The organism is Microbacterium xanthum (assembly GCF_034531355.1).
Classification (GTDB): Bacteria; Actinomycetota; Actinomycetes; order Actinomycetales; family Microbacteriaceae; genus Microbacterium; species Microbacterium xanthum.
Genome location: NZ_JAWHUE010000004.1, coordinates 306,135 through 320,600, shown reverse-complemented (window position 1 = coordinate 320,600; position 14,466 = coordinate 306,135). Strand labels below are relative to the sequence as shown.

General features: G+C 70.0%; 15 protein-coding genes. 8 read left to right on the top strand and 7 right to left on the bottom strand.

Annotated elements, in window-relative coordinates; translation table 11 throughout:
• Positions 1–48 precede the first annotated feature (48 nt).
• On the top strand, positions 49–1,320 hold the full coding sequence (locus RZO50_RS13915) for an MFS transporter (RefSeq protein ID WP_322600329.1): 1,272 nt from the start codon (positions 49–51) through the stop codon (positions 1,318–1,320).
• On the opposite strand, the gene RZO50_RS13910 is transcribed toward RZO50_RS13915, so the two are convergent.
• Entirely contained in the window at positions 1,321–2,244 is a 924-nt protein-coding gene (locus RZO50_RS13910; RefSeq protein WP_322600328.1) for a 5'-3' exonuclease, read from the bottom strand.
• Positions 2,245–2,310: 66 nt separating this feature from the next.
• Between RZO50_RS13910 and RZO50_RS13905 the strand changes: the two genes are divergently transcribed.
• Positions 2,311–2,682, top strand: a complete 372-nt coding sequence (locus RZO50_RS13905; protein WP_322600327.1) for a hypothetical protein — start codon at positions 2,311–2,313, stop codon at positions 2,680–2,682.
• 19 nt (positions 2,683–2,701) lie between these two features.
• On the opposite strand, the gene RZO50_RS13900 is transcribed toward RZO50_RS13905, so the two are convergent.
• From RZO50_RS13900 to RZO50_RS13885, 4 genes are all read right to left on the bottom strand, one after another.
• Positions 2,702–2,869, bottom strand: a complete 168-nt coding sequence (locus tag RZO50_RS13900; protein ID WP_322600326.1) for a methionine/alanine import family NSS transporter small subunit — start codon at positions 2,867–2,869, stop codon at positions 2,702–2,704.
• Entirely contained in the window at positions 2,866–4,455 is a 1,590-nt protein-coding gene (locus tag RZO50_RS13895) for a sodium-dependent transporter (RefSeq protein ID WP_322600325.1), read from the bottom strand. The genes RZO50_RS13900 and RZO50_RS13895 overlap by 4 nt, the downstream gene beginning before the upstream one ends.
• Positions 4,456–4,561: 106 nt before the next feature.
• Positions 4,562–5,341 (bottom strand): hypothetical protein, encoded by a 780-nt coding sequence (locus tag RZO50_RS13890; protein ID WP_322600324.1) that lies wholly within the window; start codon positions 5,339–5,341, stop codon positions 4,562–4,564.
• Complete coding sequence (locus RZO50_RS13885; RefSeq protein WP_322600323.1) at positions 5,335–5,850, bottom strand: hypothetical protein; 516 nt, start codon at positions 5,848–5,850, stop codon at positions 5,335–5,337. Before RZO50_RS13885 ends, RZO50_RS13890 begins: the two co-directional genes overlap by 7 nt.
• A 181-nt stretch (positions 5,851–6,031) precedes the next feature.
• Between RZO50_RS13885 and RZO50_RS13880 the strand changes: the two genes are divergently transcribed.
• From RZO50_RS13880 to RZO50_RS13865, 4 genes are read left to right on the top strand one after another with little or no spacing between them, the layout of a single operon-like run.
• A complete protein-coding gene (locus RZO50_RS13880; protein WP_322600322.1) occupies positions 6,032–6,952 on the top strand; it encodes a hypothetical protein in 921 nt (306 codons plus the stop codon).
• Positions 6,949–8,205, top strand: coding sequence for an acylneuraminate cytidylyltransferase (locus RZO50_RS13875; RefSeq protein WP_322600321.1), 1,257 nt, complete (start codon positions 6,949–6,951; stop codon positions 8,203–8,205). The genes RZO50_RS13880 and RZO50_RS13875 overlap by 4 nt, the downstream gene beginning before the upstream one ends.
• Entirely contained in the window at positions 8,202–9,074 is an 873-nt protein-coding gene (locus RZO50_RS13870; protein ID WP_322600320.1) for an N-acetylneuraminate synthase family protein, read from the top strand. The genes RZO50_RS13875 and RZO50_RS13870 overlap by 4 nt, the downstream gene beginning before the upstream one ends.
• On the top strand, positions 9,071–10,312 hold the full coding sequence (locus RZO50_RS13865) for a DUF6716 putative glycosyltransferase (protein ID WP_322600319.1): 1,242 nt from the start codon (positions 9,071–9,073) through the stop codon (positions 10,310–10,312). Before RZO50_RS13870 ends, RZO50_RS13865 begins: the two co-directional genes overlap by 4 nt.
• Here RZO50_RS13865 and RZO50_RS13860 read toward each other — a convergent pair.
• Positions 10,309–11,022, bottom strand: a complete 714-nt coding sequence (locus tag RZO50_RS13860) for an LON peptidase substrate-binding domain-containing protein (protein WP_322600318.1) — start codon at positions 11,020–11,022, stop codon at positions 10,309–10,311. The genes RZO50_RS13865 and RZO50_RS13860 overlap by 4 nt on opposite strands.
• Before the next feature lie 62 nt (positions 11,023–11,084).
• Here RZO50_RS13860 and RZO50_RS13855 point away from each other — a divergent pair, with 62 nt between their 5' ends.
• Positions 11,085–12,632, top strand: coding sequence for an MFS transporter (locus RZO50_RS13855; RefSeq protein ID WP_322600317.1), 1,548 nt, complete (start codon positions 11,085–11,087; stop codon positions 12,630–12,632).
• Positions 12,633–12,647: 15 nt separating this feature from the next.
• Here RZO50_RS13855 and RZO50_RS13850 read toward each other — a convergent pair whose 3' ends face one another.
• Entirely contained in the window at positions 12,648–12,965 is a 318-nt protein-coding gene (locus RZO50_RS13850) for a hypothetical protein (protein WP_322600316.1), read from the bottom strand.
• Between the two features lie 216 nt (positions 12,966–13,181).
• Between RZO50_RS13850 and RZO50_RS13845 the strand changes: the two genes are divergently transcribed.
• Complete coding sequence (locus RZO50_RS13845; protein WP_322600315.1) at positions 13,182–14,462, top strand: NAD(P)/FAD-dependent oxidoreductase; 1,281 nt, start codon at positions 13,182–13,184, stop codon at positions 14,460–14,462.
• Positions 14,463–14,466 lie beyond the last annotated feature (4 nt).

The following is a 14,466-nucleotide window of genomic DNA, read 5'->3' as shown; positions in this document are numbered from 1 at the left end:
CGGCGCCACCTCACCGGCCCTGCCGCCCACGGTCCGTAGACTCGACGGGTGAAGCGCCCGACGGACCCCGCCGCGCGTGCGTTCCCCTGGCTCGTCGTCGCGGGCATCCTCGTGTCCGCGTTGAGCTTCCGGGGTCACATCGTCGCTCCCACACCCGTGCTGCGCGACATCGAGGTCGATCTCGGAATCCCGTCGGCACAGGCGGGGCTGTTGACCACCGCACCGGTCCTCATGTTCGCCGTGCTGACGCCGCTCGCCGCGGTCGCGATCCGGCGGGCAGGGCCCGAACTCGCCTTGATGCTGTCTCTGGTCGGCGTGCTCGCGGGCACCGTGATCCGCACCGTGCCCGGGTTCGGCGCTCTGATGCTGGGCATGGTGGTCATCGGTGCGGCGGTGACGATCGGCAACGTCGTGACCCCGGTGATCATCCGGCGCGACGTGCCGAGCGAGCGCGTCGGCGTGGTGACGGCGGCGTACACGGCGACCCTCAACGTGGGGACCCTTCTGACCACGCTGCTCACCGCGCCCATGGCAGACGTCGTGGGATGGCCTCTGGCGTTGTTCGCATGGGCGTTGCTGACGATCGCCGGCATCGCCTTGTGGAGTGTCTACCTGCGGCGCGAACGTCGCACGGAGAGGATGTTCGGCCAGCGTTTCTCCGGGGAATCGGTCGCACCCGCGCGCGTCGACGGCTGGGATGCGACGAACCTGACCGGACCGACGCCGGTCGTGTCATCGCGCCGGGGCCGGTCGTACCTGGCACGGCCGGTCGTGTGGCTGCTGCTGGCGGCGTTCGCCTCGCAGGCTTTCCTCTACTACGGCTTCAGCACGTGGCTCCCGACGATGACCGCCGACCTCCTCGGCGTCGGCGCGACCTCCGCGGGAGCACTCGCGTCGCTGTTCCAGGGCGTCGGGATCGTCGGTGCGCTGCTCATCCCGGTCCTCACCCGGTTCACCCCGCGTCTCGTCCCGGCCGCGGTGATCTGCGCGTCCTGGATCGTCCTCGCCCTCGGCATGCTCGCCGCGCCCGAGCTCCTGTGGGTGTGGGTCAGCATCGGGGCGATGGGCCATGCGGGCGGGTTCGTCGTGATCTTCAGCACCCTCGTGGCGGTCTCGCGGAACGATTCCGAGGCCACCGGGATGTCCGCGCTCGTCCAGGGTGGGGGCTACGCTCTCGGGGCCACCGCGGCACCGGTTCTCGGCGGTGTGCACGACCTCACCGGTTCGTGGCAGGGGACGCTGTGGCTCACGCTCGCGCTGGCGATCGCGTACGCCGCGCTCTTGATGAGCGCGGTCGTCAGCGCAGCCCGAGCGCGCTGATCACGCGGGGCCGAGCGCCTCGACGGCGCGGGTCATGGACGTCCCGAGCGCCCACCGGTCGGCGACGGCGGCCGTCCGTGCGGCGAGGTCTTCGGCGAGCGGGAGGACGCGTGCGTCGACCTCGGGGAGGTCCAGCGTGCGGACCACTTCGACCACGGTCGGGGCGACGGCGAGGTAGTCGGCGGCGGCGAGGACCTTCTTCCGTTGCGCAGGCGTCATCCCCTCGCCGGCCTGCGCGGCGGCTGTGATGCCGGCGATGTCTCCATGCGCCCGCAGAAGGGTGGCGGCGGTCTTCTCGCCGACACCGGCCACCCCCGGCAGCCCGTCGGAGGAGTCTCCGCGCAGCGTGGCGTAATCGGCGTACTGCGCGGCGTGCACGCCGTACGCGGCCACGAGGTGGTCGTCGTCGACGACGACGAGATTGCTCATGCCACGAGCGGTGTAGACGACGCGGACGTCGCGGTCGTCGTCGACGAGCTGGAAGAGATCGCGGTCGCCCGTGACGATATCGACGGGCATCGTGGCGCGGGTCGCGAGAGTGCCGATCACGTCGTCGGCCTCGTGCTCGGCAGCGCCGACGATCGGGATGCCGAGTGCGTCGAGGGCGTCGCGGATCACGGGTATCTGGGCCTCGAGCGGATCGGGCACCTCCTCCACGTCGGGGCCGCTCGAAACGGTCTCCACGACCCGGTGCGCCTTGTAGGAGGGGATGAGGTCGACCCGCCACTGCGGTCTCCAGTCGTCATCCCAACAGGCGACCAGATGCGTCGGTTCGAAGCGTGTCACCAGCCGGGCGATCATGTCGAGGAACCCGCGGGCGGCATTGACGGGGCGCCCGTCGGGAGCACGGACGGTGTCGGGGACTCCGTAGAAGGCGCGGAAATAGAGCGACGCGGAATCGAGGAGCATGAGACGGTCGGCCACGGCCCCATCCTGTCACGCGGGGAGCCGGGGCCGACGACCCGATGCGGGTTCTGCCAGGGTGGGATCATGCGCATGAAGAACTGGGCCGCAGCCCTCGCCGTCGTCGGAGCCACCATCGCCTTCAGCGGATGCTCGTCCTCCGATGGACCCGCCATCACCCCGGTCACCATGGAGGTGGGCGACCTGCAGGGGGCCTCGGTGGACCTGATCGTCGGCCAGGTGCTGAACATCAACACGGGCGATCTGGCCGTCGACAGCTACAGCGGCGAGATCGCCGACACGTCGGTGGCCGAGTTCACCCCCGGACGGGAGGAAGACGGTGCGACGTTCAACCCCGGCGTGACCGCACTCGCGGTGGGAAGCACCGACGTCGTCCTGTCGAACGACGACGGGGGCATCGAGGACGTCACCTTCACGGTCACCGTCGGCGAGGACTGATCCCGCGACCGCCGGGAGGTCAGGTGTCGTGTTCGATGACGCCGACGTCCTCCCGGTGGTCATCCACCCCGCCGGGGGGATAGGCGGAAGTCTCGGGTCGGGAGCGGAGGAAGAGCGAACTCGCGATGAGTCCGCCCCAGACCACGATGATGGCCAGGACGAGGAACGTGACGGCGATGGGGGTCATCGACCTGCCTCCTTGCGGGTCTCGACGGGGGCCGGCGGGTACGGCGGCCACGCACGGTAGTCATCCGGGGAGCGGCGCCACGGCACCATCGCGCCGATTACCGCGCCGATGATCAGCACGGCGATCGCGCCCCAGCCGAAGACACCGAGATACCAGAACGGGTAGGTGTCGTACCCCTCGGTGAGAAGGGTGACGATGCGGGCGACCAGCATGTAGCCCAGCACGAGCGGTGCGAGCACCCCGACCAGCGCGATCCAGACGCGACCCACGGGGAACGTCGAGACGGCGTTGAGGTGATAGCGGAGTTCCGGACCCCGGCGAAGAACCCAGATCACGACGATCGTCATGATGACGGCCGAGGCGACGATGCCGATGTTGTTGGTCCACATGTCGGTCACGTCGAGGGCGAGCAGGCCCGTGGTCGTGGAGAAGAACAGCACGGAGAGCACCGCCGAGACGACGCCGATTCCGACTGCGGCCGCCCGGCGCGAGATGGACAGCTTCTCCTGAACAGCGGCGATGACCACCTGGAGCACCGACACCAGGGAGGTGAAGCCGGCCATCGCGAGCGAGCCGAAGAACAGCGCGCCGAAGATCGGGCCACCCGGCATCTCGGACACGATGGCGGGGAAGGTCACGAACGAGAGCCCGACGCCGGCGATGCCGTCGAGGTCCGCCACGGCGACCCCCTGGCGGAAGGCGAGGAAGCCGAGCGTGGCGAAGACGCCGATGCCGGCGAGGATCTCGAAAGAGGAGTTCGCGAACGCGACCACGAGGCCCGGGCTGGTGAGGTTCGACCGGCGCTTGCGGTAGGACGCGTAGGTGATCATGATGCCGAACGCGATCGACAGCGAGAAGAAGATCTGACTGTACGCGGCGATCCACACGTCGGGATCGGCGAGGGCGGCGAAGTCCGGTGTGAACAGCGCGTTCAGCCCGTCGGCCGCGCCGTCGAGGAACAGGGCGCGCACCACGAGCACGAGGAAGGCGACCACCAGCAGCGGCAGGAACACCACGTTCACCCGCTGGAGGCCTTTGGCCACGCCGAGGGCGAGCACGATGATCGCGGCGATCCAGACCAGGGCGAGCGGGATCAGCACGCCCGGCACGAAGTCGAGACTGATCCCCGGCTCGCCGACTCGGAGGTACTCGCCGAAGAGGAACCCCGCGGGGTCGTCGCCCCACCGCAGGTCGAAGGAGAAGACGAAGAAGCTCAGCGCCCACGCGATGACGGCGGTGTAGTAGAGACCGATCACGAAGGCGATCGTGACCTGGAACCACCCCAGGGACTCGAGCCACCGGCCCGCGCGAGCCCCACCGAGCCGTCGGAAGGCGGTGGGGGCGGCCCCGCGGAACCGGTGCCCGATGGCGTAGTCGAGGAAGAGGATCGGGATGCCGGCGGTGATGAGGGCGACGAGGTACGGGATGAGGAACGCGCCCCCGCCGTTCTCGTACGCGACGCCGGGGAAGCGCCAGATGTTGCCGAGCCCGACGGCCGAGCCGATGGCGGCGAGGATGAAGCCGACCTGGCCGGTCCACTGCTCGCGGGGTCTGGCGGCTCCTGCGGCCGGGGTGGTTTCGCTCACAGAAGAGCTCCCTTCGTGATCCTCGTGGCGGCGATCTGAGAAGGCTGACGCTAGCAGTGCGCGACCGGACCGGGGAGGGGCATTGCGGATCGTGTCGCGACGCCCCTCAGCATCCGGGGCCGCCGGGCGATTCGGCGCAGGAGCGATCGACCAGTGCCGTGCGCGCCTCGAGGACCTCGACGACATGGGCACCGCTGTGCGCGCGGACGCTGCCGGTGACGGGACGCCAACCGTGCCCCCAGTCCACCGTCGCATCGAACACGACGGTGGCGGTGACCGTGTGCACGCCCCGCTGGCGATACGTGTGGCCCGTCTCCGTCGGGGAGAACTGCGGGGCTCCGGAGGTGCGCCACGGGGCCCCACCGCTGGCCGATGTCGAGGTGGTGCCGTCGCCATAGTCGAATTCGAAGGCGACCGGGACGAATCGCACAGCGACGTCGTGCCCGAGCAGTTCGCCGGTCATCGTCTGTTCCGACGCGGAGGCGTAGACGTTGGTGGGCAGACCGACGACGGCGAAGCCGGCGGGCTCGTTGCCGATCGACGGACCGACGGGCCGGAACGACACGAGATCCTCGGCCGTCACGGTGGGGTACACGAAGACGTCGTAGTTGCCGCGGTCGCAGAATCCCGGCATGCAGTCGGGCGTCGCCTCCTCGGCGTCCCCCTCCGCGCCGTACCACTCGCCGGCGTTCTCGCCACCGTCGCCGTCGCTCCCCACGCCCGGACCACCGCCCAGGGACGCACCGAGGTCGACCTGGGACCCGTCGCTCGTCGCTGTGCAGCCGCCGATGGCCTCAAGTGACAGCGGGCAACTGCTGCTAGCGGGAATCGCAACGCCGTTGATGCTTGCGACAGCAAGCCCCACGACTGCCAGCGCGCTCAGCATGAACCGGTCTGTTGCGTCGTGGACGACGTGATGTAGTAGTCCCCGGCATGTACTAACTCGACGTTGACCAAGGTCGGCGTTTCGCGCGATGGAGTCACGTCGGTGCCTTCTTGGTCGATCAAGCGCGTCCGGGACGAGTCGAGACACACCTCGATAGCGACCCTGTCTTGGGAGAGGATTTTCGGGCGCACCTCGCTGACAACTGTCTCTCCGGAAATGCTGAGCCCAAGGTCAGTTAGCTGTCGCGCAGCTTCGATCTCGTCTTCGAGGGCCTCGCCACGAAGAAAGGACTCTGGGCTCGGGGAATGGGAGGGATCTGCGCGTGCGGCGTTCGTCGCGTCGACGTAAGCGCGGTAGGTGGCCTCGGCGGCCGCGAAGGCCTCCGCCTCCGAGGCGAAGCCCGTGGGAGTGGGGGTCGGCTCCGGCGTCGGAGCGCACGCGGTGAGCGCAGCGGCGATGGCCAGCGCGGTCAGGCCGGTGGCGGTGATCGTGGTGGTGCGGCTCGTCACAGCACCACCGTAATCGGCGAGAAATCAGCAGGGAGCCGGTTCTCCACAGGGTGGGCGCGCCGTTCGTTCACCAACGCGACACCTGACGGCCAGCGGAACCCCACGCCGGGTTCACCGCCGACACCGACCGTGTAGAGACAGGCGGGGCTGCGACCGCGCCTTCCGACGATCCGGAGGTCGAATGGCACGCGAGTCGGCGCCGCTGGCGTGGGTCGAGTCCCCGCTGCAACTGATCGGGGCGGCGGAGTGGGCGCACGCGCGGCGGGAGTCCGTCGTCCTCGCCGGGCGCCTCACCGCGCAGATGCCCGAGACCGCCGACGAGCTCCTCGCTCGGGGTGCCCGGTTCGCCGAGACCCACCCCTATCTCGGGATCCCGTGGGGACTTCTCGCGCGTCACCGCCACTGGCTGGTCGGCGACGGCTACTCCGGCCAGTTCCGCCTCGCCGCCGCGGTGCTGAGGCCACGCCGCGTGACGTTCCTCGACGACGGTGCCAACGCCGTGGCCTACGCCGACACCCTCGTCGGTCGCCGTCCCTACGCTCGGCCCGGACACGCCGAGCGCGGCCTCACCACCCGTGTCGGTCCGATCGCCCACGCGCACCTGATCTCCCGCGCGCTGGAGGGCGAGATCGACGTCTTCACCGCCTTCGATCTCGGTTACGGGCGACGCGACGCCCTGGCCGAACTCGGCGTGCCCGTAACCCGTCACGACTTCGCGTTCACTCGCGAGACCGCTCGCCCCCACCCGCTTCCCACGTCGCGGGTCGTGCTCGGCAGCGCACGCCCGGAGGACGGACACCTGGATCGCGACGTCTACCTGGATTGGGTCGCCCACGAGGCATCCATCGCGCCGGTGACCTACCTGCCGCACCGGCGCGAGTCTGCGCAGCAGCTGGAGGCCGTGGCACGGCTGCCGCACGTGATGATCGAGCGCCCGAACCTCCCGATCGAGCTCGTCCTCGCCGGCGCACGCGAACGCCTGGATGTGCTCACGCTCACCTCATCGACCACGACGACCCTTCCTCTCGTCCTGAACGGGTCGGCCGCCGTGCTGCGCGCACGTGAACCCGGTACCCGCCACCGCAGGCGGGCCGTGCGATGACCGGAGAGGTACCGCGCGAGCGCATCGGCACGGTCGCGATCATTCCGGCGCGCGGCGGCTCGAAGGGGATACCGGGCAAGAACCTCCGACGCGTCGGAGGCGTCCCGTTGGTGGCGCGCGCCGTCGCCGCCGCCAAGGCGTCGCCCGCAATCGATCTGGTCGTCGTCTCGACCGATGATGCGGCGATCGCCGCCGTGGCCCGCGAGTGGGGCGCGACGGTCGTGTCGCGTCCCGCCGACCTCTCCGGAGACACCGCGTCGTCCGAGAGTGCTCTGCTGCACGCCCTCGACAGCCTCGCCGACGGGGGCATCCAGGCCCGGACGCTCGCCTTCCTGCAGGCCACGTCGCCGTTCATCGATACCGATGCGCTGACCACCGCGGTCTCGCAGGTCGCCTCGGGCGATGCCGACAGCGCCTTCTCGGCGGTGAGCACCTACGGGTTCCTCTGGCGGCGTGATGCGGACGGCATCGCATCGGGTGTCAACCACGACCCGGCGCACCGGCCTCGACGCCAGGACCGCGAGCCCCACCATCTCGAGTCCGGCGCGTTCTACGTCATGGACGTCGACGGCTTCCGCGCCGCGGGCCATCGCTTCTTCGGGAGGACCCGCCTGGTCGAGGTCCCCGACAGTACGGCGATCGAGATCGATACGCCCGAGGAGCTCGACGTCGCCCGCGCGATGGCGTCGGCGGGGCTGCGCTCCATCGCGCCGTCGCCCATCGACGGGCCGATCGATGTGGATGCCGTGGTCACCGACTTCGACGGGGTCCACACCGACGACGCCGCTCTCGTCGACGCCGATGGGACGGAGTTCGTCCGGGTCAGCCGGTCCGACGGGATGGGGGTCTCCCTCCTGCGACGTGCCGGTGTGCCCGTCGTCATCCTGTCCACCGAGCGCAACCCGGTCGTCTCCGCGCGTGCCCGGAAGCTCGGCGTCGACGTCGCACAGGGGCTCGACGACAAGGCCGGTGCGCTCATCGAGTGGGCCGCCGAGCGTGGCATCCCCCTGCACCGCCTCGCCTACGTCGGCAACGACGTCAACGACCTCGCGTGCCTCGAGCTGGTGGGCTGGCCCATCGCGGTGCCCGAGGCGCATCCGCTCGTCTTGGCCGCCGCCCGCACCGTGCTCCAGGCCTCCGGCGGCGCCGGGGCCGTGCGCGAGGTCGCCGAACGGGTCCTCGCCGCGCGCGGCATCGCCCTGGACATGTCATCCGCCGCGCCCGCGGCATCCACCTGGAGGAGCAACTCATGACCGTCACCATCGGGAGCAACGTCATCGGGGGCGGTCGACCCACCTACGTCATCGCCGAGATCGGACTGAACCACAACGGCGACGTCGAGATCGCCAAGCGGCTCATCGATGTCGCCGCCGAAGCGGGTGCCGACGCGGTGAAGTTCCAGAAGCGCACGCCGGAGATCTCCACCCCCGCCCACATGCGCGACGTCCCGCGCGAGACGCCGTGGGGGACCATGACCTACTTCGAGTACCGCAAGCGGATCGAGTTCGGTCGCGACGAGTACATCGCCCTCGCCGATCACGCGTTTCTGCGCGGCGTGGACTGGTTCGCGTCGCCGTGGGACGTGCCGAGTGTGGAGTTCCTCGAAGACCTCAACGTGCCTGCGCACAAGGTGGCCTCGGCGTCGCTGACCGACACCGACCTGCTCGTTGCGCTCCGCGAGACGGGGAAGCCGGTGATCCTGTCGACGGGAATGTCGACGACGGCGCAGATCGACCACGCGATCGAGGTTCTCGGGACCGGCAATCTCGTGCTGCTGCACGCGACCTCGACCTACCCGATGGAACCGGAAGAGGCGAACCTGCGCGTCATCCCGACGCTGCGCGAACGCTACCCCGGTGTTCCGGTCGGTTACTCCGGTCACGAGCGCGGGCTCCAGATCTCCCTGGCGGCCGTGGCGCTCGGCGCGACCGCCGTCGAGCGCCACATCACCCTCGACCGGACCATGTGGGGATCCGACCACGCCGCGTCGCTGGAACCGACCGGACTCAACCACCTCGTGCGCGACATCCGCATCATCGAGTCAGCGCTCGGTGACGGCGTCAAGCGGGTCTTCGACAGCGAGCGGGCGCCGATGGCGAAACTGCGCCGCGTCCCGGCGTGACGACGACCCACCCGCTTCGGGTCATCGCGATCGCCGACACCGACTCCTACGTCAAATGGGCGGCCGCTCTTCTGGGGTCGCACCCCGAGGCCGTCGACGGTCGGCTGCTGATCCTCGAGACGCCGCTCGTGGTCAGTGCGGCGCAGGAGCGCGCGGCGCTGTCCGGCAGTGACGTCTCGGACGTGGCGCGTGTCGGGTTCGACGGCCTCGGCGAGCGCATCCGCGCCCACGCGCCAGATGTCGTCCTGCTGGCCGCCCGGGGCCCGCTCGTGCGGGTCCTCGCCCGGGTTGTCGCCCGGGCTGTCCCGACGGCGGTGATCGCGACCGGACTTCCCGGAATCTCCGTGCCCGCAACGCGCAAGGCGCTCGTGTACCGCGCGCAGTGCGATGTGTTCGTGCTGCACTCGCACCGAGAGATGCGAGATTTCGCGGCGTTGGCGATCGAGAAGGGAGTCGCGCAGCGTTTCGCGCTCGCGCGGCTTCCGTTCGCCCGCGGAGGGGGACTCCCCGGTGCAGCGGGGGAGGATCTCGTGTTCGCCGCGCAGGCGATCGTCCCACGCGAGCGGCCCGAGCGACTCCGCGTCGCTCGGATGCTGGTGCGGGCGGCCGAGGCGAACCCGTCGAGGCGTGTCGTGGTCAAACTGCGCGCGACGACGGGGGAGAGCCAGACGCATCACGAGGTCGATGACTATCCGGGCCTGCTGGCATCCCTCGGTGAGCTGCCACCCAACCTCGTCTTCTCGACCGTCCCCATGAGCCAGGCGCTCGCGGGGTCGGCGGGGCTCGTGACCGTGTCGTCCACGGCGGCGATCGAGGCGGTGGCGCACGGCACCCCGGTGATCGCGCTGGACACGTTCGGCGTCGCCCCCGACCTCATCAACACCGTCTTCGAGGGCAGCGGATTGCTCGCCGGGGAAGAGGCGATGGTGGCCGGATCCTTCCGGCATCCTGTGGATGGGTGGCTCCACGACAACTACTTCCACCCCGCGGAAGAAGACACGTGGGTCGACACCCTCGCAGAACTGGTCGACGCCCGCCGATCGGACGCGCTGCCGCACCGGCCGCCGTGGCGTCGTCGCGGCGGAGCGCTCCGCGACGCGTGGGAGCGCAAGAGCGTGCTCGGCCGACTCGATCGCTCGGCGTCCGGGCGGGCCGCCTGGGCGGTCGGTGTCCCGGCGCGGCACGCCGTGCGATTCGTGCAGCGGATCGCACGCGTCCGCGCCGGCGCCTCCTCTTAGGCCGATCCGTCACCGGGTCCGCTCGGCGGCTTCGGAGGGCTCTCGCCACCCGCATCGCCGTCGTCGAGGAGATCCTCGAGCTCGGACTGGAACGCGCGGTCGGGAGCAGGCGCCGTCAGGAGGGGCTCGGCGTCCTCGCATCGCGCGATCAGATCGGTGAGGAGCTGCGCCAGCGATGAGCACCGCAGCAACGCGAGGTGGTCGAGCGTGCCGAGAGGGGCGATACCCGCGAGCTGCCAGCAGGCGTGAGCGGGATCGTCGGCCAGCTCGATGTCGGCATCCCAAGAGAGCTCGGCGAACTCCGCCGCGACCGACAGCAGGCGACGGACGGTCCGCTCCGCTCGATCGCGCAATGGTGTCAGTCCGTCGTTCCACTCGGGCATCGGGAGCTCGCGCACGATCGCCCGCGGGTACGGGGCGTCGTCGAGCCATTCTTCGACTTCGAAACGGCCGCCGCCGATGGCCACCAGCTGAAGATCTTCCTCACGCGCCGCCACGCGGGAGACCCGAGCCAGCGTGCCGGTCGAGAAGCGCTGTTCCCCGCCGCCGGCCTCGGGCCCGCGTTCGATGAGGACGACGCCGAAGTGGGGGTCCTCCTCGTCGAGGAGATTTCCGAGCATGACCAGGTACCTCGACTCGAAGATGCGCAACGGCAGCGGCATGTACGGCATCAGCACGCTGCTGAGAGGGAACATCGCCGTCTCGCGCATGCCTCCAGTCAACCATCCGAGGACGGGGCCGGGGGCGCTGGCGGCGCGATAGCCTGAGCGTGATGAGTGACCAGGCGGCGAAACGATCCGACACCTCCTCGACGCCGCCCACCGCCACCTCCGACATCCCGGTGCTGACCTCGGCGCAGACGTGGCGGGCCTTCGCGGTCTGTGTGTCGGTCGCCGCGTTGACGATCCTCGACCTGACGAAGGTCAACGTCGCGCTCCCCTCCATCGAGGACGCCTTCGGTTCGGCCTCCACCGAGCTCGGACTGATCGTCTCGGGCTATGTCCTCACGTTCGGGCTCGTGCTCGTTCCTGCGGGTCGGCTGGGTGACCAGCGCTCGCGGCGCGCGCTGTTCATCGTCGGGCTCAGCCTGTTCACGCTCATGAGCCTCGTGTGCGCCTTGGCGCCGTCGATGACCGTCCTGCTCATCGCGCGGCTGCTGCAGGGCGTGGCAGCGGGCATCCAGATGCCGCAGGTGCTCGGGATCATCCAGGAACTCTTCCGCGGCCCTGCCCGCGGGAGGGCCTTCGGGGCTTTCGGCGCGATCATCGGCGTCTCCACGGCCCTGGGGCCCACCATCGGCGGGCTCGCGATCGCCCTGGGAGGTGCACAGGACGGGTGGCGGTGGATCTTCTGGATGAACGTGCCCCTCGGACTGGCGGCCATCGCGCTCGCGATCTGGCTGCTGCCGACCTTGCATCGCCGCACGCGACGCCCTCTGGAGCTGGACCCCTTCGGAACGACGCTGTTCGCCCTCGCGGTGGTCTCGCTCATGCTGCCGTTCCTGTTCACCACGGGCTCACCCGACGACGATCCGGTTCGGTGGTGGCTGCTGGTCGCGTGCGTACTCTTCGTCGGCGCCTTCGTCTTGTGGGAGCGCCGCTACGAGGCCAGCGGCAAGGCGCCTCTCGTCCCCCTGCGCCTGTTCCGGGTCCGGTCCTACCGCAACGGCACCCTGCTGGCGACCTCCTACTTCGCCGCTCTGCCGTCGATCTTCCTGCTCACCAACCTGTTCCTGCAGGACGGTCTCGGACTCGAACCCGTCTTCGCCGGAATGGTGTCGATCGGATTCGCGATGACGAGCGCGGCGGGTTCATGGGTCGGAGGAAACCTCGTCAATCGATTCGGGCGGCCTCTGGTGGTCTGGGGACTGACGGCGGTCCTCACCGCGGCCGGGCTCCTCGTCCTCGTGGCTGTGTTCGTGCCCCCGCCTCACACGCCGTGGGCGATGGCGGCGGCCATGGTCGTGGGGGGTCTCGGCGGCGGGCTGGTGATCTCCCCGAACCAGACCCTCGCACTGGCCGACATCCCGGTGACCCAGGGCGGTCTGGCCGGATCTGTCGGGCAGCTCGGTCAGCGCATCGGCACGGCCATCGGCACGGCGGTGGCGCTGTCGTTCTTCTATGCCACGATCTACCGCGAGGAGGGAACCGCGAGCGACATCGTGGTGTTCCACGATGCGTATGCGTTCGGGATGCTCGCCGCAGCGGTGTTCCTCGCGCTTGCGCTCGTCGTCGGCCTGATCGACCTCACGTGGCGCCGTCGTCTGCAGGCGGAAGCCGAAGCGGACGACGACGCCGAGCAGGGGATGGGGCACGCCTGAGCGGCGCCCAGCGGTTCAGGCGCGGCGGGATCGTCGCGGGAGCGGCCGGGCGATCCGGCGAGGTGCGTAATGGGCGATCGGGACGGGAGGCGTCGCCCCGCCCGCGCGCTCCAGCGCCGACCATGATTCGATCTCGGCGAGCGCCGCGACGGCGTTCGGGAACCGCGTGCGCAGCGGGAGGGAACGCAGCCAGGTGACGGCGACTTGACCCTCATGCGCGGGCTCGACGAAGGCGACGAGGCGTCGCGAGTCGTTCTCGGCGTAGCGGGTGTCGTGAATCAGGCGGATCTCGTCCTCGAGGTCGACCAGGACGTATTGGGCTGACGATGGCATCATCGCGATGGTCATGGGTGTGCGGCTTTCTGCTCCTGCGAGGGGCGATGCCCATTCTGCGCCCGTCCGCTCGAGAGTGCCAGGGGGGTTGACGGGGAATCCTCCGAGAATTCTTGCGTTCGTCTTGCGGCTCGGCAGCGCGCGCAGCCGCATAGCGTCTTGTGTCCCGTCCGGCAAGGTCGCTCGTCCGCCCAGCCGGGTCCGTACGGTTGCCGTATGGCCCACCCTGACGAGGATCAACGACACACGCCCGCCGCCGAACCCGCGGTGCGCCAAGACGCCCCCGAGCGCAGACCGGTCTCGCGCCATCGCATCGTGATCGTCGGCGGGGGCAACGGGGGTGTGTCGGCCGCCGCGCGGTTGCGCCGGGCGGGCGTGACCGATATCGCGCTGATCGAACCGCAGAGCACCCACCGCTATCAGCCGCTGTTCTCCCACGTGGCGGGAGGCACGGCGCGGGCTTCCGAGACGACGCGTCCGCAGGCGGCGGTGATGCCCGCCGGTGTGTCGTGGATCCGTGACGCGGTCGCAGCTGTCGACCCACGCGCGCGCACCGTGACCCTCAGTGGCGGTGACGTGGTCGGCTACGAGCACCTCGTGTTGAGCCCCGGCATCGTGAAGGACTGGGATGCCGTCCCGGGACTGGGCGAGAGCCTGCAGACCCCGCACGTCGCCTCGCACTACGTCTACGACGGTGCGCAGAAGCTCTCCGCGCTCCTTCGCGACACGCGCTCGGGCACGGTGGTGTTCACCCAGCCTCCGGGACCCGCATCCTGCGCGGGTGCATCGCAGAAGCCGATGTACCAGGCGTGTGCGCATTGGCGGGCCCGAGGGGTGCTCGACGACATCCGTGTCGTGCTCGTCGTTCCGGAGGAGACGGTCTTCGGCCTGCCGCACATCGACGCCGAACTCGATCGCATCGTCGCCGAGTACGGGATCGAGCTCCGCACCGCGAGCGAGCTGCGCCGCGTCGACGGCGTCTCGCGTGAGGTGGTGATCGGTCCGCGCACCGGCGGCGGCGCGGAGGAGCGCATCGGCTACGACGTGTTGAACGTCGTTCCCCCGCAGTCGGCGCCGGACTGGATCGCCGCGTCGGGGCTCGCCGCGGCCGATGACCCGGGCGGCTTCGCCGAGGTCGATCCGGGGACGCTGCGTCATCGTCGTTTCGAGGACATCTGGGCGATCGGGGACGCGGCGGCCACCACCAACTCCAAGTCCGGCGGGGCGCTGCGCAAGCAGACATACGTGCTCGCCAAGAACCTCACCGCGGCGCTTTCGGGCCGGACGCCCGCGCATCGCTACGACGGATACGGCGTCTGCCCGATGACGGTGTCGCGTTCGAGCGTGGTCTGGGCGGAGTTCGGACCCGATGGGCGGCCGGATCCGACCATCCCGTTCCTGCCGGGTATGTTCCGCGAGAACCGTCTGTCGTGGATCGCGGACCGGCACGTGCTGCCCTGGGTGTATTGGAACCTGATCCTGCCGGGCCGCGTCTGACGGC

Excerpts from the sequence above, each read along its gene's own strand:
- RZO50_RS13880 (WP_322600322.1), top strand. The coding sequence starts at position 6,032 with ATGGCACGCGAGTCGGCGCCGCTGGCGTGGGTCGAGTCCCCGCTGCAA.
- RZO50_RS13890 (WP_322600324.1), bottom strand. The coding sequence starts at position 5,341 with ATGCTGAGCGCGCTGGCAGTCGTGGGGCTTGCTGTCGCAAGCATCAAC.
- RZO50_RS13875 (WP_322600321.1), top strand. The coding sequence starts at position 6,949 with ATGACCGGAGAGGTACCGCGCGAGCGCATCGGCACGGTCGCGATCATT.
- RZO50_RS13860 (WP_322600318.1), bottom strand. The coding sequence starts at position 11,022 with ATGCGCGAGACGGCGATGTTCCCTCTCAGCAGCGTGCTGATGCCGTAC.
- RZO50_RS13855 (WP_322600317.1), top strand. The coding sequence starts at position 11,085 with ATGAGTGACCAGGCGGCGAAACGATCCGACACCTCCTCGACGCCGCCC.
- RZO50_RS13905 (WP_322600327.1), top strand. The coding sequence starts at position 2,311 with ATGCGCATGAAGAACTGGGCCGCAGCCCTCGCCGTCGTCGGAGCCACC.
- RZO50_RS13850 (WP_322600316.1), bottom strand. The coding sequence starts at position 12,965 with ATGCCATCGTCAGCCCAATACGTCCTGGTCGACCTCGAGGACGAGATC.
- RZO50_RS13900 (WP_322600326.1), bottom strand. The coding sequence starts at position 2,869 with ATGACCCCCATCGCCGTCACGTTCCTCGTCCTGGCCATCATCGTGGTC.
- RZO50_RS13870 (WP_322600320.1), top strand. The coding sequence starts at position 8,202 with ATGACCGTCACCATCGGGAGCAACGTCATCGGGGGCGGTCGACCCACC.
- RZO50_RS13845 (WP_322600315.1), top strand. The coding sequence starts at position 13,182 with ATGGCCCACCCTGACGAGGATCAACGACACACGCCCGCCGCCGAACCC.